This is a genomic window from Lysinibacillus sp. FSL K6-3209, assembly GCF_037976175.1.
In the GTDB taxonomy this organism is placed as follows: Bacteria; Bacillota; Bacilli; order Bacillales_A; family Planococcaceae; genus Lysinibacillus; species Lysinibacillus sphaericus_D.
The window spans coordinates 1,400,793-1,418,791 of the sequence record NZ_CP150264.1 but is presented as its reverse complement, the minus strand read 5'-3'; the positions used below and the strand labels follow the sequence as shown (position 1 = coordinate 1,418,791).

The window sequence follows — 17,999 nt, the reverse complement described above, 5'->3', positions numbered from 1 at the left end:
TTCTTCCCCTCAAGATGCCCTATCGATGAAGTGAAAGGCAAAAGTCTGTTCTTTTTCAATTTGCTGCGCTAATACTTCTTCAATAGCCTGTGCTCGCATTTGTTGAAAATCTCGCACATTAAATTGTCTAATTGCTTCTTTGTTTAGTAAGGATGCGAGACAATCTGCATCTTTTAGCGCGCTATTTAAGCCGAATGCGCCAGTAGGTGTCATGGTGTGAACAGCATCACCTAACAGCACAAGTCCTGCTGTACCCCAACAGTCGCAATGACTACTAAATACATCGAGTAACACAAAGTCCTGCCATGATTGAATATGGCGTGTAACAATATCATCTAGCTGTGGAAAGGCCTCAATCAGCTTGTGAATAAACGGTGTAAATGGCTGCTTTCTAAGTTGTGCAAAATTTCCTTGTTCAATATTCCAACCAATTTGAATAAAGCCTCCAGTCTGGGAGAATAGCGACAATTGTTTTTCATCAATTAATGCCATTTTAATAGCTGGCTCCCAATCTTGAGGTGCTGGAATTTTCGCCCACAGTAAATCAAAACCATGTTTCTGTTTTTGGCTAGCAATATGCGCTCGTTTTCGAATAGTCGAGTATCGACCATCCGCTCCTATAATAAGCTGACTCTTGATTTCAATTGTTTCATCGTTCTTTGTTGCCACAACACCGATATATCGCCCTGAAGTATCCGTCAAAAGTGTTGTCACTTTGGTATGCAAGAAACACTTAAAGTTTTGAAAGTGAACTGTTTGTTGAAGTATTCCCTTAAGCAAATGAGCTTGAGGCACATGAATACCTAAATGCCCTATAATTGGATCTGGAACAATCGTTTTAATGACTTCGCCCTTCGCATAATATTCTAATTTTTCCATTCGTAATAAACCAAGTGCTTCAACCGCTTCAAAAAGAAAATGCTTTTTGAGAACCGCCTCACCCTCTTCGTTTAAATGCTCACCACGAAATGCCTGCCCGAGTGTTGCGTTTTGTTCCAATAGTATGACGGATAGACCCTTTTTAACTAGCAAATGCGCAAGAAGTGCACCAGCTGGTCCAGCTCCGACAATACAAACATCCGCATGATAATTCACTTTCCTTCACCTTTTTTCGGATAAGCAATAATGCGTAAATCTTGCCCCAACTTTTTAAATGAATCAAATTCAACATCCCATGCTTCATCCATCGTTGCTGCATTGTAACCAGCGATTGGTGTTAATGATAGACGACCACCTAAAACTTTAGGTGCTACATAGATGACGTATTTATCAATGGCAGCACTTTGTAAAAATGAGGCATTAATTGCGCTACCACCTTCCACTAAAATATCTGTAATACCAAGTGCATAAAGTTTTTCTAACATATCATTAATATGCAAACCCTCACTATCTCTTCGGACAGGAAGGACCGTAACACCTTTTGCCTCAAAAATGCTAATTTGCTCTTGTTTGACTTCCTCACTGCAGACAATAATCGTTTGCGCTTCTTCTACATTTAATACATTTGCATGTGCTGGTGTACGAAGATAGCTATCCATGATTATTCGTATAGGATTCTTGCCCTGTCGATTGTTTAATCTCGTCGTTAAAGATGGATTATCTGCAATCACTGTCCCAACGCCGACTAATATTGCATCTACTTCATGACGAATATGGTGCACATCTTCCCGAGCTTCTGCACCCGTTACCCATTTGGAATGCCCTGTATGCGTTGCAATTTTGCCATCCAACGTCATAGCATATTTTGAAATAACAAATGGACGTTTAGTAAGCATATTGTGTATAAAACGTTCGTTTAAACGGCGAGATTGTTCTTCTAGTACACCTACCTCCACCTCAATGCCTGCATCACGTAGCAATTGTATACCTTTGCCCGCTACAGCTGGATTCGGGTCCTGCATCGCTACTACAACTCGACTCACTTCTGATTCTTTGACTAAATTAGCACAAGGTGGCGTTTTACCAAAATGCGAGCATGGCTCAAGCGTAACATAAAGAGTAGCACCTTTAGCGTGCTCTCCCGCCATACGAAAGGCATGCACTTCCGCATGAGGCTCCCCTGCTTTACGATGTAAACCAGTGCCTACAATAACACCATCTTTTACAATAACAGCTCCTACAAGAGGATTTGGGTTCGTATTCCCTCTTGCACTCGCCGCCATATCTAATGCCAATTGCATATATTTTTCATCTGTCGTCATCTTTACACCCTCCACTTACTTCATGTCACGGATATGACCAGATTTTTCAACTTTTGTATCTAAATAAAAGCGGTTTGTCTCTGTTACCCCACCCCATAACGGGATATGTCCATCTGCTGTTAAACCGTGCATCTGTAAAGCAGCTAGCTTTTTCGGATTGTTCGTAATTAGTGTTACAGGCTTTGAACGAAGAGCCGTTAAAACCGTAATCGCCTCTTCATAAGAGCGCGTATCATCTTGGAAGCCCAGTGCATGATTCGCTTCTACTGTATCTAAACCTTCTTCTTGTAGTAAATAAGCAAGCGATTTAGAAAATAAACCGATGCCACGCCCTTCATGGTCTGCTAAATAGAAAATCGCACCGCAACCATGCTCTGCAATCATTTTCATCGATTCATGTAATTGGTAGCCACAGTCACAGCGTTGACTTCCAAAGATATCGCCTGTATGACAGATGCTATGCATACGAATTAAAACATCTTCCTCATTTGTAAAATCCCCATAAACAAGTACGGACGATTGCTGAGAAAATGCTAAATTTGCTGTTGCTAGCCCGTCAATTATTTCTTCTTTTGATAGATTGCTATCAACTTTTACCCAGTTATACCATTGGAATGTCGCTGAAAATTCACCTTGCTTAACAGGTAATTTCACGGGACCTACAAGACAAATATTTTCAGTTTCTGAATGCTTTACAATTGTCATTTTATCCTTCACTATATCCACTACTTTAGTAGTAATTGTCATATTTATCGCCAACTTTCTATGCTAAACATTTAGGTTATATTTACTAACTAAACACTTCATTTTATTTAACTTACTTAACGTAACTTAGTTTATAATAATAACTTAAAACTGTCAAATAACAGCTCTTTTCTACTAAAATATCATATTTGAATAGAAAGCTGTTAAATGATGCTTAGAACCTATACTAATAGCTTATGGAGGTGCTATTTTTTCTGTGCAGGCTAGTCTATAATAAGCGAAGGTAGGTTTGTTATGACGAAAGGAAGTTTAAGCATGAACTTAGAAAAAAATGTTCAAGTAAAGCAACCAAAATACCAGCAAATAGCGGTAGACCTTGCTTCAAAAATTGTAGAAAAAAAATATCAAATTGGCGATAAAATTTATGCAAGATCTTCGTTGGCTAGCCAATACAATGTATCGGCTGAAACGGCAAGAAGAGCGATAGCCGTTTTGCAAGATTTAGAAATTGTCGAAGCTTCCAAAGGTAGCGGTGTCATCATTAAATCGTATGAAATGGCAGCGCGCTTTGTCCGACAGTTCCAAGATGTTCAATCTGTTCATGAATTACAAAATGAGCTGTTGATCAGTATTCAAAAACAACAGCAGGAATTGTTGCATTTACAGGAAAAAACAAAACAACTAATTAGTCGCACTGAACATTTCCGTTCCGTTAATCCTTTTATTCCATATCAAATTGAAATGACTGCTGATAGTCCGTGTATCCATCACACATTGCAAGAATTAAATTTTTGGCAAAATACATCTAGCACGATTGTTGGTATCCGTCGTGGCAATGAATTATTACTTTCACCGGGACCTTACGCTTCAATTGAAGAAGGAGATATTATTTACTTTATCGGTAATGATGAAAGCTTAGGCCGCGTGCAGAGCTTTTTATATCCAAATTAAAATCCGCATAAGCGCTGATATAACAGCGTTTATGCGGATTTTTTCTCATTTATCAATTTGACAAAAGTAACAACTCTTTGTTAACGTTAAGTTGTTACTTGTTCATTTTTGGTTTTCATTATCCTCAAATAGTTTAAAATAAAACAATTCGCCCACGGATTTGTTTTTAAAGTAACTACATTCTCACTCTACTAATTGAGGTTGTATCTCACTGTATATTTGTAAGTGGGATTAGTTTTTGAAAGGAGCGGTTCTATGGAAAAAATAAAAGTAGAACATGTTTCTAAAGTTTTTGGTAAGCATATTCCTCAAGCTTTAGAACTCGTCAAACAACAAAAAAGCAAGACAGATATTTTAAAAGAAACAGGTGCAACGGTTGGTGTTTATGATGCTAGCTTTACCGTCAATGAAGGAGAAATTTTCGTTATTATGGGTTTGTCTGGTAGCGGGAAATCAACGCTTATTCGACTGTTGAATCGTCTTATCGAACCAACGAGTGGCAATATTTATATTGATGGCGAAAATATTTCTAAAATGGGAAAAGAAAGCTTACGAACCGCTAGAAGAAGCAAAATGAGTATGGTTTTTCAAAACTTCGGTTTATTCCCTCACCGTACACTTCTACAAAATACCGAGTATGGTCTTGAAATACGAGGTATCTCTAAAGAAGAGCGCAAAGCTAAAGCAGAACAGGCTTTAGCAAACGCAGGCTTACTTGCCTATAAAGACCAGTATCCAAACCAATTATCAGGCGGGATGCAACAACGTGTTGGTTTAGCACGCGCACTCGCAAACGATCCAGAAATTTTATTGATGGATGAAGCATTTTCCGCTCTCGATCCTTTAATTCGAAAAGAAATGCAAGATGAATTACTAGATTTACAGCGTACGTTGAAAAAAACAATTTTATTTATTACACATGATTTAAATGAGGCACTTCGTATTGGTGATCGTATTGCCATTATGAAAGATGGTTCTATCATTCAAATCGGAACTGGTGAAGAAATTTTAACGAATCCAGCAAATGAATATGTAAAAACATTTGTTGAAGATGTCGATCGCTCTAAAGTATTAACAGCTGAAAACGTAATGGTTCGACCAGTATATGTCAACGTTGACCTTGATGGACCTACAGTTGCACTGAAAAGAATGCGTCAAGAAGCTGTTAGTTTACTAATTGCTGTTGACAAAAACAGACATTTGAAAGGATTTATAACTGCTGATGATGCACTAGCGGCCGCTAAAAAACAGGAACAAACAGTACATTCGATTGTTCAATCCGAAATGTTAACCGTTCCTCCAGATATGCTTTTACAGGATATTTTAGGCATGATTCATAACTCCCCTACTCCTATTGCAGTTGTGAAAGACGAACGTTTACTCGGTGTGCTTATCCGTGGCGTGGTTATCGAAGCACTTTCAACATGCACTGAGGAGGACGTAACACATGAATAATTTTTTAGACAATATTCCAACCTTACCACTTGCCCCATGGGTAGAATCAGCCATGGACTGGTTGACGAGTAATTTTTCAGCATTCTTCGATGTGATACAAAAATACGGAAAACTACTCATGAACCAGGTCACGGATTTATTAATTAGCATTCCCGCTATTATTCTTATTTTACTTGTCGTGATTTTAGCATTTTTCGCTGTAGGCAAAAAATTGGGGCTTGCAAGCTTTACACTAATAGGTCTGTTATTTATTTACAATCAAGGTTTATGGGATCACTTGATGGAAACGACAACACTCGTATTATTCTCTAGTATCATTTCTATCATCATCGGTATCCCTCTTGGTATTTTAATGTCCAAGTCAAGCGTTGCTGAAAATATTATTAAACCAATTCTTGACTTTATGCAAACGATGCCTGGCTTCGTATATTTAATCCCCGCAGTTGCCTTTTTCGGCATTGGCATTGTACCTGGTGTATTTGCATCCGTTATTTTTGCATTGCCCCCTACTGTACGTATGACGAATTTAGGAATTAGACAAGTACCAAAAGAATTAGTAGAAGCCGCTGATTCATACGGCAGTACCGCAGCACAAAAATTATTTAAAGTAGAAATTCCACTTGCCAAATCAACCATTATGGCCGGTATTAACCAAACGGTTATGTTATCTCTATCAATGGTTGTTATCGCGTCGATGATTGGGGCACCAGGACTTGGTCGTGAAGTATTAACAGCATTGCAACGTACACAGGTCGGTAATGGATTTGTTGCTGGTTTAGGACTCGTGATTTTCGCGATTATTATCGATCGCTTAACTCAAAGCTTTAATCGAAAAAAAGAGCTGTAATAGAGCATTTAGGCATTTATCAGCAAGTTACAATCGCATTATGCAACTAAAATGCTAAAAACGTAGAGTAGAAAGGAAGATTTGAATGAAACTCAAAACATTATCAAAATTAGGAATGGCTTTAGGGCTAAGCTTTTTACTAGCCGCATGTAACGAGGGGGATTCGACTAAAAAAGAAGATGCAAAAGATGTTAATTTAGCCTACGTTGAATGGGATACTGAAATCGCTTCGACAAACGTTGTCGGTCAAGTTTTAGAAGATTTAGGGTATGATGTTACTTTAACCCCACTTGATAACGCTATTATGTGGGAAGCTGTTTCTAAAGGGGAAGCAGATGGCATGGTCGCTGCATGGTTACCACATACACATGGATCACAATATGAAAAATATAAAAGTGACTTAGATGAACTTGGCGAAAACTTAGCAGGTGCGAAAATTGGTTTAGTCGTACCAAGTTACATGGATGCTAATTCTATTGAAGATTTAACAAATGAAGCAGACCATACGATTACAGGTATCGAGCCAGGTGCTGGAATTACGGCAGCAACTGAAAAAGCGTTAGAAGAATATGATAATCTTTCTGATTGGAACTTCTTAACTTCATCTTCAGGTGCGATGACAACGGCACTATCGAAAGCAATTAAAAATAAAGAAGAAATTATCGTTACAGGTTGGTCACCTCACTGGAAATTTGCCAAATATGATCTGAAGTATTTAGAAGATCCAAAAGGTGTTTATGGTGGAGAAGAAACGATTAATACATTTGTTCGTAAAGGTTTAAAAGAAGACCAGCCCGATGTTTATACTGTATTAGATAACTTCCACTGGACATCAGAAGATTTAGAGTCTGTTATGCTAAATATTTTAAATGGTGATGACCCCAAAGATGCAGCAAAACAATGGATTAAAGATAACCCAGATAAAGTTGCTGAATGGACGAAAGATGTAAAAAAATAATTAAAAGAAGAACGCTGCATACAGTTCTTTAAGGGCTAAAAAATCCACCTTGCTCTCTGCTGGCACATTCCAGCAGGAGTCTAGGTGGATTTTTACTTTACAATGAAATTGTTTGAAAATTGTTTGGGTGACTGGCACTACTACTTAAGATAACAATTTTAAAAAAATCGCAGCGCCTAAAACGAGCACAATACAGACAATCCTTCGCCAATCTTTCGATTCATTAAAAAACAACATACCTAATAGCGCTCCCCCTGCTGCCCCAATTCCCGTCCAAATGGCATAGGCTGTTCCCATCGGCAAGGTTTCCATAGCATAGGCAAGCCCTAAAAAACTCACTGTAAATACGGCAATTAATAAGACTAGGTTTTTTATACTTTTCACTTCATTGTACTTACTAATCATAAAAACACCCATCATTTCACAAAGTCCAGCGATGACTAATGCGACCCACGCCATTATCCCTTCACCTCTTTCTCTTTTGGCTCACCCGTCACAAGCTTCAAGCCTACAACACCTGCGAGTAAAACGACAATACACAAAATTTTTGCTAGTTTCCACGGCTCTCCAAACAGCAGACTATCCGCACATACCGTACCTGCCGTCCCCAAACCTACAAACACTGCATAAACCGTGCCAACAGGTAAACGCTCTCCAGCCTTAATTAATAAATAGAAACTAATAAAAATAGCAATTGCTGTTCCTAGCCATTCTAGTGTACTATTCGCATGCTTTAAGCCAATAACCCAGCCAACTTCAAAAAAAGCCGCTACAAAGACACTAATCCATTGTTTGTTCATTTTAAATCCCTCCATTTTCGACAAATAAAAAAAGCCTACAGAAACACTGTTTTTCAACAGTATCTCCCAGGCTTTTATCCTTCCGTGTCACAAAATACATTTTGTGGTTTTCTCTCGGACCAGACTAGCTAGCGCTACGGAACCCTAGAAAACTATCATATCGAATTGTTACCATTATTATAGCCAATAAGCTAATCATTTTCAACTGGCACATAACCAACCTTTTCAACTAATGCCTGTCCTTCAGGCGACACAATCCAATCAATAAACTGTTTAACATTTGGATTATCCGTCCCAGCAGTTACTGCATAAAATTCGGATATTAGTGGATATGTACCATTGCGAATATTTTCCTTTGTCGGCTCAACACCATCAATGGATAGTAATTGTATTTCATTATTCCCAACCATTTCTGTCGAGTAATATCTAAACGTATAACCAATTGCATTTTTATAATTGCGATATTGAGAAACTTCATGGATTATGCCACCCATGCCAGTTGCTACATTTTCTGCTGGTGCTTCCATTATAGGTGTATCGCCCATAATTTTTTCTAATGTCGTCTGACTACCACTATCAGCTGGTCGTTGAAATGCACGAATGGAGTCATTATCGCCACCAACTTCGTGCCAATTTGTAATTTGACCAGCATAAATTTGCTTCAGCTGTTCAAGCGAAAGATTTTTAACGCGATTTTTATGATGCACAAAAAAAACAAAAGCCTCACGCCCAATTGGGGTCATATCAAATGTCAGCCCATTTATTTCCGCGACTTTTAGTTGTGAATCTGATGGCGCTGCGGCAAAAATCACATCTACATCACCAGCAATTAAATTTTGATAAGCCTCGGGCGTTCGACTTACTTTCACCTCGCTATCATAGTACGGATAGCTTTTGTTCGGATAGGTCGCCTCTACAAAGGCCGCATATAATGGATACATCGCCGTTGCTCCATCTATACGCGGAAGTGGCTCTTCCAAGTGTAAGGAAGCGTCCTGACTATTCTTCACAACCTTATTGTGCGCTGCAAAAGGTTCGTAGACAGACACATCGATTTCAGCATCAACAGTAGCCATACTCATTTTATAATGGTACTGAATCGGTGCTACAGAAGCAATAAGTAGAGCCCCTCCAATAATCGTCGCGAACAATGTTTTGCGCTTTCTTGTCGTAAACCAGTCAAAAATCATACACGTAATAAATAAAAAGAGGCTAATTGATAACACAAAGAGGAGATTTAAATAATGGATATCCCCATTTAGTACTAAAGTCAAAGCAATTATTCCTGTAAAAAATAACAAAACTATAAACACTAGTATCGATTGTATAACCCTCATTGTCATTACCTCCTTATTCTTAAAAGTGTAAATTTACACCACTACTATTTACCTTATAAGATTTCCTTTTAAAACGCAACTATTAGTTATGAAAATATTGGTAACAGACCATAAAAATTGAAGCATATAAAAAAGGATGGGACATAACTAAAAAAATTTAAGGAACAGAACAAAGGTGTTCATAAATTTTTGCTATATGGAAAACTACCACACTTAGCTATTCTTGCTTTTGCAATAAATAAAAAATTAGAAAGGTTCGCTAGTTGTTGGTAGCGGAGGCGGTGACTCCTGCTCAGAACGCACACATCGTAAGACGCTGGCATTCTGCGGGTTAGCGAAGGTTTTCGGCTTACGTGTGTGCCCTCGGAAAGCACCGCCGAAGCGGACAATAACGGCGCAGCAAAAAAGTGTTAGATTGACTGCCATCAATCTAACACTTCTTCTCTTTTGTCCCAGCCTCTAATTGTTATTATAGCAACTGCACTGCCTATCCAATATAAACCCCATCACATGTGTCAGGTGCTGGTTCATAAAAACAATGATTTTTAAATTGTCCAGCAAATGGTTGACCGTACCATGTTGGTGGGCACGGCGCGTATGGATTAAAGTACCAGAGTGCATATTTTCCTGGGTGCTCTCGCCAATAATCCAAATTTTGTTTAGCTAATCTTTTCTCCGTTTCTCTTGCTCTTTGATAGAACATATTTCCTTTTTGAACTGCTTCAAATGAATAATTTCCGCCTTGGACTTGGTAAATAACATCTTCAATTGATCTTAAATCTTTAAAGTCTAAACAATTTGAAACTAGCCGATTGACAATTACATTGCCAACATACAACATCCCTTGTTTACCTTCACCTTCAGCTTCTGCTCTCATCATCCGCGCCATTAAGTCAATGTCTGCATCACGGTATTTTACTCTTGGCAATTCATTCACCCCAAAGTTAGTGTATGACTACAAAACGATAAATGTGTCAGATGTAGACGAAGAAAAATACTTTTAAGACTGACCGTTAGCATTCTGTCTAATTTTAAAGTACACGCTATATGGTTGCGGATTTATAAAGCCCAATTTAGTCCCTAAATTAATTGAAGCTCGATTATCAACATCACAGTCCCAACGAGGTTGAATATGAGCGGCTAGACAATAATCAATAAATTGTTCTGCCACAATACTTGCTAATCCTTTTCCTCTATAATTGGAATCTGTCACAATATCTATTTCAGCAAATTTTGTAGATTTAAAAATTGATACACTTTCGCTAATAACTTGCGCATTATCCTTGACACAAAACCCTATTCCATTTTGGATAAAATTATTCGTGGAATCCCAATATGTATCGTAATAGTTGCTGTCAAACTCCAAACAATGTAGGATTTCCAACTGCCCAATTTTGGCTACGTCATACTCATTTTTATTACTGCTTGTTCTTTTTTTATACGTCTGGACATCAAATGAAAAAGCATAACGCTGGATTTTCCCTACCTGCTGCTTCAAATATTTTTCAATGGCACAATCCCACGCTGCACTAGGTGAAAATAATGTAAATCGTTTTCCTTGATCTACAGATGCATCAAAAATTTTTACGATGTGCTGAAGGAATCGTTCATCTGATACCTGACCGGCAACATAATATAATCCTGAATCCGTTGCGATAAGCAATGTTTTGTAATCAACAGTATCTGCATAAACTGATCCTTTAATCATAGAATCCAATATGCTAAATACAAACGTAGGTGCTTCATTAAGTTTCGTTTTTATCAACTGATAATGGTCTTTTGATACTATAATCATATGGCTATACCTCTTTATTTCATCTTCATTTCGAGTAGCCGTACATCTCCTAAAATTAATAAGAAATATTAGCTCCGTTATTTTACATGGCTACGCTTTTTTCTTTTCCAGACAAAACAAAATGTTATGCCAATAAACGCTAAAACGCCTATTACAACGTATACTATTGGATGAATAATCAAGAAATAACTATCTTGCATTTGATAATACTCACGTCCAATTTGCATTGCATCATCCCCTTACTTGTCTACACTTAGTATTGGAAGTAAGTCGAAAGTCTCCGTATCTTCTTGTATACAATACTTTATTTTAATAATTTTTCCAAAATAACTAAATTTCGTTCCAAAAACACAGCATTTTTCTCAAGTCCACGGCGTTTACACCATCCAATACTATTGAAAGCATCTGTAAATCGATAAAAAGGCAATACCACGTCTAAGTCGATTAACGGCCTAATACTGTTGTATCCTTCTTGATAGGCTTGAAATAATGTAATATCCAGACTTAAAAAATCTCGATATAGCTTTGTAAAATCTATTTCGGTGGAACCAAATCGTACAGATTCAAAATCGATTGTACCTAATACTTTATTAGCATCCACAATAATATTCGCTGGCCGAAAATCCATATGGATCAAACTTGGTCCATCAGGCGATGGGAGCTGTTGTTTCATTTTTTCAAAATGAGCCATGGCTTGATTGTATAAACAAACATCTACCACATCTTTAACATCTTCTGCAAAACTATAAAACTGGCGTTCCACAAAATTAGACCAACTAGCAAACTCATTATCAATGCCGATTAATTTGTGCAAAGCAGGAGGTTGGACGGAATGGATGGATGCGTGCAAGACCCCTACTTGATAAGCTACTGTTGGTGGAGCTTCAAATGTTAACGGTTTACCTTTTAATTCCGATAATAAAAATGCTCCTGTACAGGCTTCATCACCATCCCAACAATCCAGCATGTTTGGTATAGCTACCCTTCCTTTTAATAGCTCATACGCTTCTAACTCTCGTTGATATTTTAATTTTGAAAAAGGTATCTTCACAAAAACATTTTCCCCATTACCTAATGCACATTTAACAACTGTTGAACTATTGGAATCTTCCACCTCACTTACGGATACAGCATCCAATCCAAAATGTTTAAGAACACGATTTACCATCCATACGAACCTCCGTTCTGCGAATTTCATTGTTGAATCGTTCACCACTTGCATCTGTGGTAAATTTTTACTTATTTCTATTATCTAAAATATTTTACGATTATGCAAATGCCTTAAAGGCGAGAACATAAACTGCAATATTCCTACACAAAAAACATTGCGTAGAATAGTTTTAAGTTAAAGGAATTTCTTTATTTCCATATTGCATTTCAACTAAAAATGTCTTGATTATTTTTAACGTACGTAAACAAACAATTGTATGCTCCTACAGTACAAAGAGCCTAAAGTTATATCTATTGTTATAATAAAAAAATTTATTTAGGTAGTTAATGTTTTCTTAATCATCTTATTGACGAATTAATAACTATTCTATAAAATTAATTTCGTGGCAAAAATTACCTAATAAAATACATAATTGCGCCATTCATATTACATTCATTTTTTTATCTAGAAAAGAGGAAACCTTAGTGAAAAGCATTAAACATAAATTATTAGGCGTATTTTTAATTATCGTCCTATTAATTACAGCTTTATGCATATATAACTTTAAGTCCGTCGTGAAGTTCAATCACGATACTGAAGCTATAATAAAAGAAGATTTACCATTGTTACTTGCTGACGAAGAATTAGCCTTTAATATTGCCGAACGAATTGCGTTAGCACGTGGATACATATTGTATAATGACCCTTCCTATAAAGAAGCATTTCTTGAATATACGGAGGAAAGTAAGGAATTACAAGATCAAGTCCTTCAAGAAACAAATTCCGAGGAAGCAAAGCAACTTGTTGATAAAAGTATAGAATGGCGTAAAACAATTACAGAAGAAGTGTTTGTTGAGTTTGATAATGGTAATAAGGAACAAGCACTTGCTATTTTGGCCAATAAAGTGCAGCCCCTAGGCAGGGACTTGATGTCTGGTTTTAAAGAGATCGCTGATAAAAGAGAAAACATCATTCTTAAAGAAGGAAATGATGTAATGGATACAGGAACAAGCATTAAAAATGCCAGTTTAATGATGTCTATTATTATCATTATGGTTGCCATTATTTTAGCAATAGTAACTGCGAGAATTATTTCAACGCCAATTAAAAAGGTTGTTGACCGTATGTTGCAAATTGCGGACGGAAACTTACAAACTACCAATTTGGTCACGAAGGCGAAAGATGAAACAGCCCAATTAATTCAAGCTACAAATACAATGAATACCAATTTGAAAAATGTTGTTACGAATATTATTAACGCAAGTGACAATGTAAAAGAGCAAAGTAAAGGTCTTTCCGCTTCTGCAAATGAAGTGAAAGAAGGTAGCTTACAAATTGCGATCACCATGGAGGCATTAGCTTCAGGTTCTCAAGAACAAGCGCAAAATTGTGCCAATCTCGGTGAAACACTTTCCGACTTTATAGAAAAAATTAAATTATCAAATGAAGAAGGGATACAAGTAAGAACCCTTACTGAAAAAGTTAAAACAGCTACGATGAGTGGCAATAAACTGATGTCAATATCCGAGAGTAATATGCATAATATAGAAGATTTAGTGGAAGATTCCGTTACGAAGGTGAAAGCATTAGATCAAAAAACGGCCAAAATTAATGACATCATCTCTGTTATTACGAGTATTTCAGAACAAACCAATTTATTAGCGCTAAATGCCGCAATCGAAGCTGCAAGAGCAGGTGAACATGGAAAAGGCTTTGCTGTAGTTGCAGACGAAGTAAGAAAGCTTGCTGAAGAAGTAAAATTTAGTGTTAATGACATTACAAGTATTGTTAACGATGTGCAACTAGAATCTGCCGAAGTTGCATCATCATTAGCATTCGGCTATAAAACGATCCAAAACGGAACATCCCAAATAAAAGAAACCGCAAAAACGTTTAATTTAATTGCGGAGCTGATTGAAAACATGTCAACAAAAGTTGGATTTATTTCGAATGAACTTGAAAGTTTTGTAGATAAAGGGCAAATACTAAACATGTCCGTTGCTTCTATCGCAAGTGTGTCAGAAGAATCTGCTGCTGGTGTAGAAGAAACAACTGCTTCGACTGAAGAAATAGCCACTCTAATGGAACAAATATTAGCAAGCGCTCAAATGCTAGCTGACCAATCAGAACAATTAAACAACATCACCAAAAAGTTTACAGTCTAATGGGGATAAGATGTGTACTGAAGTCATTACAGTACACATCTTTTTTAGTTTAGTATAAACGTATGGCGATTCTCACTGTTTTTGTGGCGATTTCTTGGGACTTAGTAGCGATTCGCAGTTTCATTTTATCCACCTCCCATTAACTTTTGTATTTAACATCTATACGTTTCTACATATAACAAAGTTTCTAAATTTATCCATAGTTAACCACACACACCTTAGTTACCTCTCATCTTATTGTAATCGCTATTGTTCCCCATTTTATTTCTTGTTCTGGCGTGTAAATTTCATATGTACTGTCTAACATTTCTTTCATTGTCCAACCTTCACAATCAAACTCTTTAAAAGGAATATCATTATACATTGCTTCAAAAGTATCGTATTTTCTCAACTTTGTTACTTGCACCCTAAATGTTTCATTTTTTTCTGGAATCCTAATAAATTCAACAGTGTCTCCGACTTTGATTTTCCTTCTCTTGTCATCATTTAATCGAACCTCTATTGTCTTTTTCCCTTCTTTTATCGATATGAAATATTCATCATATATGCCCATGTGATGTAACACTTGAACTGCACCTCCCTCCGCGAATTCAATAAGAGACTTCCTTCTTTTTTCTTTTGATTAGAAAGATAGCCCACCAAACAACTAAATAAAAGAATCCCGTAACTGCATAAATTGACCAAGGTGATCCTTGTTGTAAGTGGGCAATTAAATGTTCAAATTCATCCACGCCTTTCTCTCTCCCAATACTATTTATAATACTAATAATCGGAATAGTGATTGTCAGTACTGCTGAAATAATCGATAAAATGATGTTCTTCTTTCGGATAATACTTAATATTGAAGCACCCAATGTTGCTAATATAAATGTGTAATAAATAATCCACACCCAATTTAGAAGAGTTTCCCAATACATTTACTCACCTCTACTATTCAAATAATGACCCTTTTAAATCTATGCCATAACTATGCACAGCATAGCATGTAATTGCCCTCTATGATGATAAATATGAGCTACAATTTCTAACAACCATTCATACCGTGAGTATGTGACTTCCCAATAAGAATCATTTCCTCTGACTTTCTCTTTTTGCATATTTCATTATTAAGTCCCCCTTTTGTCTCCCAAAAAATCCACTTCACTTTTCGAAGATTCCTAATGGTATAATAAGTAAAATATATTTTTTATGAAACGGGAGGAACTTTTATGTCATTAGCCGCTCTAAATATTTGCCTTTGGAAGCCACTTTCAACATCACCGCCACCACCGTATACTCCGAATAAGCTTATATACAAAACAGATTAAGAATCTGCGAGATATAAGCTGTTTCGCAGATTCGAAGGAGTATACAATGAAATCAAACATTCAGTTTATTTTATCCATGGTCATTTTCGCTACAATTGGTTTAGTAGTACGAAATATTGACCTATCTTCGAGCGAAAGAGCTTTACTAAGCAGTTTTATTGGATGCTTGTTTTTAACAATCGTCTTATTAATTATGAAGAAAAAAATAGCATGGCAGTTGGTAAAAGCGAATGCTGTCATTTTAATATTTTCTAGTATTGCCTTGGGGGGAAATTGGATATTCCTTTACCAATCCTACGACTATACGACAATCGCCAATGCAACTCTTGGCTATTATTTTGCACCCGTGTTTGTCATGCTTCTTTCTCCATACGTACTGAAAGAACCATTGTCTTGTAAAAAAATTGTTTGCGTTCTGGTTGCGATTACCGGTTTAGTATGTATTGTCGGTGAAGGTCTAAGTGCATCAAAAACTGATGATCTTCTTGGACTTTTTTATGGATTAATTGCCGCCGCTTTTTACGCTATATTATTGTTATTAAATAAACTCATTCAGGATATAGAAAAACTGGAACTGACGATTATTCAGCTTGGAACTACCGCTGTATTTCTCTTGCCTTACGTTTTGTTAACGTCCGGTTTTGATATCGTAAAAGTATCTGGTTCATCCATTCCTTTTATTTTAATTTTAGGGATTTTTAATACGGGGATTGGATTTTGGCTATTCTTCTCGGGTATGGAGAAATTAAAGGGGCAAAGTATTGCCATGCTCAGCTATGTTGATCCCTTTGTAGCCATCTTGATTTCTGCTTTTATTCTACAAGAGCACATGACAATGCTTCAAATACTTGGGGGTATATTACTACTAGCCTCAACTTTTGTTAGTGAAATAAAAACGAAATCACTGAAATTTATAAAACACTAAATGAAGGAAGACAGTGGGAAGTATTGATTTCCCACTGTTTTGATGAAATAACTTGATTGAAACTACCACGTTAAATCATGTAAAAAAGCAAGTATATCATGGTTTATGTTATGCCTATCTAATCCTAATGTCATCAAATGTTGAGAGTTTGGATACCCTTTTATTATTTTATGCTGCGACACAACGTTGTGAAAAATAACTTCGGCACTTTCTTTATACAATGGATCATCCAATACACCATACATTATTTGAATAGGTGTTGTAATAAATGCTAATTTATCCATTGTTACATCAATTAACTGTTGGAATTCCACCAATGCATGGTTAGGCAAATTTTGTAGAAGGGCCATTTCCATATTTATTTGGTCCTCGTTTTTTCCTTCGAGTCGTTTGTATTCCTTTGCATAATAAAAGGCGCGCTTTTGAAGAAATAAAGCTTCCCTATGTCTTGGTACGGACATTGTCACAACACCATTTACCTCTAATTCTTGAGCAACTTTTAAGGCAAACACGCCACCAAGAGAAAGGCCGATTACCGCTATTTTTTCATACCCTTCATCCTTCAACAACTGGTAAGCTTGTCGTACATCCTCCCACCAATCACTCGGTCCAAACGTCAGCAATTCTTCTGCTGGTAAACCATGTCCTTTGTACAAAGGTGCATAACAAGTATAATTGTGTTGTTGCAAATACTTTCCTAATTTTTTCATATCAATCGTATTGCTTGTAAAAGAATGTAATAATAAAACCGCTTGCTCTCCACCTTTATAGAAAAAAGGCTTAGGTGGTACAATGTTCATCATAATAATTGAATCCCTCGCTAAAATATACTGTGACGTTCTTTCACATAAAGTATACCATCCAATAAATAGTCGCAAATTACCACGAACTCAGCTACTTAAAATTGCAGAAAAACTATCAAAAGCTTGTAATACATCATCACCTAATGGATGACCAAATTCTTGTTCTTTTAAAGGTAATATCCCTTCCTTTTCAAGTTGCTGTAGATAGCTTAGAAATGCTGAAGAAATAGCTTCCATATAAGCCTTTAGCTTAAATTGATATGTATCTGTACGTTGTGGATAATGGCCTACATGTTTAATATAAAGGTTTTGACCATCACTTGAAAATAAATAGTAATCAGCATTCCCGTGACAATCTAGCTGTGCCTCGCTGATTTCTCCTTTATAAAGTGCCGATAACGTTATAAAAAAATGCGGAATTGCTACAAAACCTATACCTGATTGAAAACGAAATAGCTGCGTATCATCGGAAACGTCGAATTGTATATCTCCACCGCTCAGTCGAATATCGATATAACCTTTATAATTACCGTCCATAAATCCTACCTCCATAAAAGAAAAGGACCAAAGAATGGCCTATTCCTTATTCAACTACTCTAT

At 36.7% G+C, this 17,999-nt stretch carries 20 protein-coding genes and 1 riboswitch; of the genes, 6 read left to right on the top strand and 14 right to left on the bottom strand.

Going from position 1 to position 17,999, the window contains the following annotated elements:
* Positions 1-9: 9 nt before the first annotated feature.
* Genes MHH88_RS06700 through MHH88_RS06690 form a run of 3 tightly spaced genes read right to left on the bottom strand, consistent with a single transcriptional unit; the run spans position 10 to position 2,948 of the window.
* A complete protein-coding gene (locus MHH88_RS06700; RefSeq protein ID WP_339261986.1) occupies positions 10-1,095 on the bottom strand; it encodes an FAD-dependent monooxygenase in 1,086 nt (361 codons plus the stop codon).
* Positions 1,092-2,201, bottom strand: a complete 1,110-nt coding sequence (ribD, locus tag MHH88_RS06695) for a bifunctional diaminohydroxyphosphoribosylaminopyrimidine deaminase/5-amino-6-(5-phosphoribosylamino)uracil reductase RibD (protein WP_339261984.1) — start codon at positions 2,199-2,201, stop codon at positions 1,092-1,094. The genes MHH88_RS06700 and ribD overlap by 4 nt, the downstream gene beginning before the upstream one ends.
* A 15-nt stretch (positions 2,202-2,216) precedes the next feature.
* Positions 2,217-2,948, bottom strand: coding sequence for a GTP cyclohydrolase II (locus MHH88_RS06690; protein WP_069512025.1), 732 nt, complete (start codon positions 2,946-2,948; stop codon positions 2,217-2,219).
* 273 nt (positions 2,949-3,221) lie between these two features.
* Here MHH88_RS06690 and MHH88_RS06685 point away from each other — a divergent pair, with 273 nt between their 5' ends.
* The 4 genes from MHH88_RS06685 (at position 3,222) to MHH88_RS06670 (ending at position 7,117) form a co-directional block, all read left to right on the top strand.
* Entirely contained in the window at positions 3,222-3,857 is a 636-nt protein-coding gene (locus MHH88_RS06685) for a TrkA C-terminal domain-containing protein (protein WP_069512026.1), read from the top strand.
* A 255-nt stretch (positions 3,858-4,112) separates the two neighbouring features.
* On the top strand, positions 4,113-5,312 hold the full coding sequence (locus MHH88_RS06680) for a glycine betaine/L-proline ABC transporter ATP-binding protein (protein ID WP_024361425.1): 1,200 nt from the start codon (positions 4,113-4,115) through the stop codon (positions 5,310-5,312).
* The gene (locus MHH88_RS06675; RefSeq protein WP_024361426.1) at positions 5,305-6,159 is read left to right on the top strand and encodes a proline/glycine betaine ABC transporter permease; all 855 of its coding nucleotides are present in this window, start codon (positions 5,305-5,307) and stop codon (positions 6,157-6,159) included. The genes MHH88_RS06680 and MHH88_RS06675 overlap by 8 nt, the downstream gene beginning before the upstream one ends.
* A gap of 85 nt (positions 6,160-6,244) precedes the next feature.
* Complete coding sequence (locus tag MHH88_RS06670) at positions 6,245-7,117, top strand: glycine betaine ABC transporter substrate-binding protein (protein WP_339261977.1); 873 nt, start codon at positions 6,245-6,247, stop codon at positions 7,115-7,117.
* A 144-nt stretch (positions 7,118-7,261) separates the two neighbouring features.
* On the opposite strand, the gene MHH88_RS06665 is transcribed toward MHH88_RS06670, so the two are convergent.
* From MHH88_RS06665 to MHH88_RS06635, 7 genes are all read right to left on the bottom strand, one after another.
* Positions 7,262-7,576 carry a multidrug efflux SMR transporter gene (locus MHH88_RS06665; RefSeq protein WP_339261975.1) on the bottom strand — a complete coding sequence of 105 codons (315 nt, stop codon included), beginning with the start codon at positions 7,574-7,576 and terminating at the stop codon, positions 7,262-7,264.
* Positions 7,576-7,917, bottom strand: coding sequence for a multidrug efflux SMR transporter (locus MHH88_RS06660; RefSeq protein WP_025218951.1), 342 nt, complete (start codon positions 7,915-7,917; stop codon positions 7,576-7,578). The genes MHH88_RS06665 and MHH88_RS06660 overlap by 1 nt, the downstream gene beginning before the upstream one ends.
* Positions 7,918-7,978: 61 nt before the next feature.
* Positions 7,979-8,076: riboswitch (guanidine-I (ykkC/yxkD leader) on the bottom strand.
* A 32-nt stretch (positions 8,077-8,108) separates the two neighbouring features.
* A complete protein-coding gene (locus tag MHH88_RS06655) occupies positions 8,109-9,260 on the bottom strand; it encodes a substrate-binding domain-containing protein (protein WP_339261972.1) in 1,152 nt (383 codons plus the stop codon).
* Between the two features lie 481 nt (positions 9,261-9,741).
* Complete coding sequence (locus tag MHH88_RS06650) at positions 9,742-10,182, bottom strand: cell wall hydrolase (RefSeq protein WP_069512035.1); 441 nt, start codon at positions 10,180-10,182, stop codon at positions 9,742-9,744.
* Positions 10,183-10,254: 72 nt separating this feature from the next.
* Positions 10,255-11,049, bottom strand: a complete 795-nt coding sequence (locus MHH88_RS06645; protein ID WP_339261970.1) for a GNAT family N-acetyltransferase — start codon at positions 11,047-11,049, stop codon at positions 10,255-10,257.
* Positions 11,050-11,126: 77 nt separating this feature from the next.
* Positions 11,127-11,276 carry a hypothetical protein gene (locus tag MHH88_RS06640; RefSeq protein WP_339261968.1) on the bottom strand — a complete coding sequence of 50 codons (150 nt, stop codon included), beginning with the start codon at positions 11,274-11,276 and terminating at the stop codon, positions 11,127-11,129.
* A 77-nt stretch (positions 11,277-11,353) separates the two neighbouring features.
* Positions 11,354-12,217 carry an aminoglycoside phosphotransferase family protein gene (locus MHH88_RS06635; protein ID WP_339261966.1) on the bottom strand — a complete coding sequence of 288 codons (864 nt, stop codon included), beginning with the start codon at positions 12,215-12,217 and terminating at the stop codon, positions 11,354-11,356.
* A 467-nt stretch (positions 12,218-12,684) separates the two neighbouring features.
* Between MHH88_RS06635 and MHH88_RS06630 the strand changes: the two genes are divergently transcribed.
* Positions 12,685-14,364, top strand: coding sequence for a methyl-accepting chemotaxis protein (locus MHH88_RS06630; protein ID WP_339261964.1), 1,680 nt, complete (start codon positions 12,685-12,687; stop codon positions 14,362-14,364).
* Between the two features lie 229 nt (positions 14,365-14,593).
* Here the strand turns inward: MHH88_RS06630 and MHH88_RS06625 are convergent, their stop codons facing one another.
* Both MHH88_RS06625 and MHH88_RS06620 read right to left on the bottom strand, forming a co-directional pair.
* Entirely contained in the window at positions 14,594-14,929 is a 336-nt protein-coding gene (locus MHH88_RS06625) for an ASCH domain-containing protein (protein ID WP_339261962.1), read from the bottom strand.
* A 25-nt stretch (positions 14,930-14,954) separates the two neighbouring features.
* Positions 14,955-15,281 carry a hypothetical protein gene (locus tag MHH88_RS06620; protein WP_339261961.1) on the bottom strand — a complete coding sequence of 109 codons (327 nt, stop codon included), beginning with the start codon at positions 15,279-15,281 and terminating at the stop codon, positions 14,955-14,957.
* Between the two features lie 436 nt (positions 15,282-15,717).
* Between MHH88_RS06620 and MHH88_RS06615 the strand changes: the two genes are divergently transcribed.
* A complete protein-coding gene (locus tag MHH88_RS06615; RefSeq protein ID WP_339261959.1) occupies positions 15,718-16,596 on the top strand; it encodes a DMT family transporter in 879 nt (292 codons plus the stop codon).
* Positions 16,597-16,658: 62 nt separating this feature from the next.
* On the opposite strand, the gene MHH88_RS06610 is transcribed toward MHH88_RS06615, so the two are convergent.
* Positions 16,659-17,399, bottom strand: coding sequence for an alpha/beta fold hydrolase (locus MHH88_RS06610; protein ID WP_339261957.1), 741 nt, complete (start codon positions 17,397-17,399; stop codon positions 16,659-16,661).
* An 87-nt stretch (positions 17,400-17,486) separates the two neighbouring features.
* Positions 17,487-17,936: a hypothetical protein gene (locus MHH88_RS06605; protein WP_339261955.1), complete on the bottom strand. Its 450-nt coding sequence runs from the start codon at positions 17,934-17,936 to the stop codon at positions 17,487-17,489.
* Between the last annotated feature and the right edge of the window lie 63 nt (positions 17,937-17,999).

Coding starts and splice junctions, on each gene's coding strand:
- MHH88_RS06680 (WP_024361425.1), top strand. CDS start 4,113: ATGGAAAAAATAAAAGTAGAACATGTTTCTAAAGTTTTTGGTAAGCAT.
- MHH88_RS06665 (WP_339261975.1), bottom strand. CDS start 7,576: ATGGCGTGGGTCGCATTAGTCATCGCTGGACTTTGTGAAATGATGGGT.
- MHH88_RS06685 (WP_069512026.1), top strand. CDS start 3,222: ATGAACTTAGAAAAAAATGTTCAAGTAAAGCAACCAAAATACCAGCAA.
- MHH88_RS06655 (WP_339261972.1), bottom strand. CDS start 9,260: ATGACAATGAGGGTTATACAATCGATACTAGTGTTTATAGTTTTGTTA.
- MHH88_RS06635 (WP_339261966.1), bottom strand. CDS start 12,217: ATGGTAAATCGTGTTCTTAAACATTTTGGATTGGATGCTGTATCCGTA.
- MHH88_RS06690 (WP_069512025.1), bottom strand. CDS start 2,948: ATGACAATTACTACTAAAGTAGTGGATATAGTGAAGGATAAAATGACA.
- MHH88_RS06610 (WP_339261957.1), bottom strand. CDS start 17,399: ATGATGAACATTGTACCACCTAAGCCTTTTTTCTATAAAGGTGGAGAG.
- MHH88_RS06620 (WP_339261961.1), bottom strand. CDS start 15,281: ATGTATTGGGAAACTCTTCTAAATTGGGTGTGGATTATTTATTACACA.
- MHH88_RS06675 (WP_024361426.1), top strand. CDS start 5,305: ATGAATAATTTTTTAGACAATATTCCAACCTTACCACTTGCCCCATGG.
- ribD (WP_339261984.1), bottom strand. CDS start 2,201: ATGACGACAGATGAAAAATATATGCAATTGGCATTAGATATGGCGGCG.
- MHH88_RS06605 (WP_339261955.1), bottom strand. CDS start 17,936: ATGGACGGTAATTATAAAGGTTATATCGATATTCGACTGAGCGGTGGA.
- MHH88_RS06660 (WP_025218951.1), bottom strand. CDS start 7,917: ATGAACAAACAATGGATTAGTGTCTTTGTAGCGGCTTTTTTTGAAGTT.
- MHH88_RS06640 (WP_339261968.1), bottom strand. CDS start 11,276: ATGCAAATTGGACGTGAGTATTATCAAATGCAAGATAGTTATTTCTTG.
- MHH88_RS06645 (WP_339261970.1), bottom strand. CDS start 11,049: ATGATTATAGTATCAAAAGACCATTATCAGTTGATAAAAACGAAACTT.
- MHH88_RS06615 (WP_339261959.1), top strand. CDS start 15,718: ATGAAATCAAACATTCAGTTTATTTTATCCATGGTCATTTTCGCTACA.
- MHH88_RS06670 (WP_339261977.1), top strand. CDS start 6,245: ATGAAACTCAAAACATTATCAAAATTAGGAATGGCTTTAGGGCTAAGC.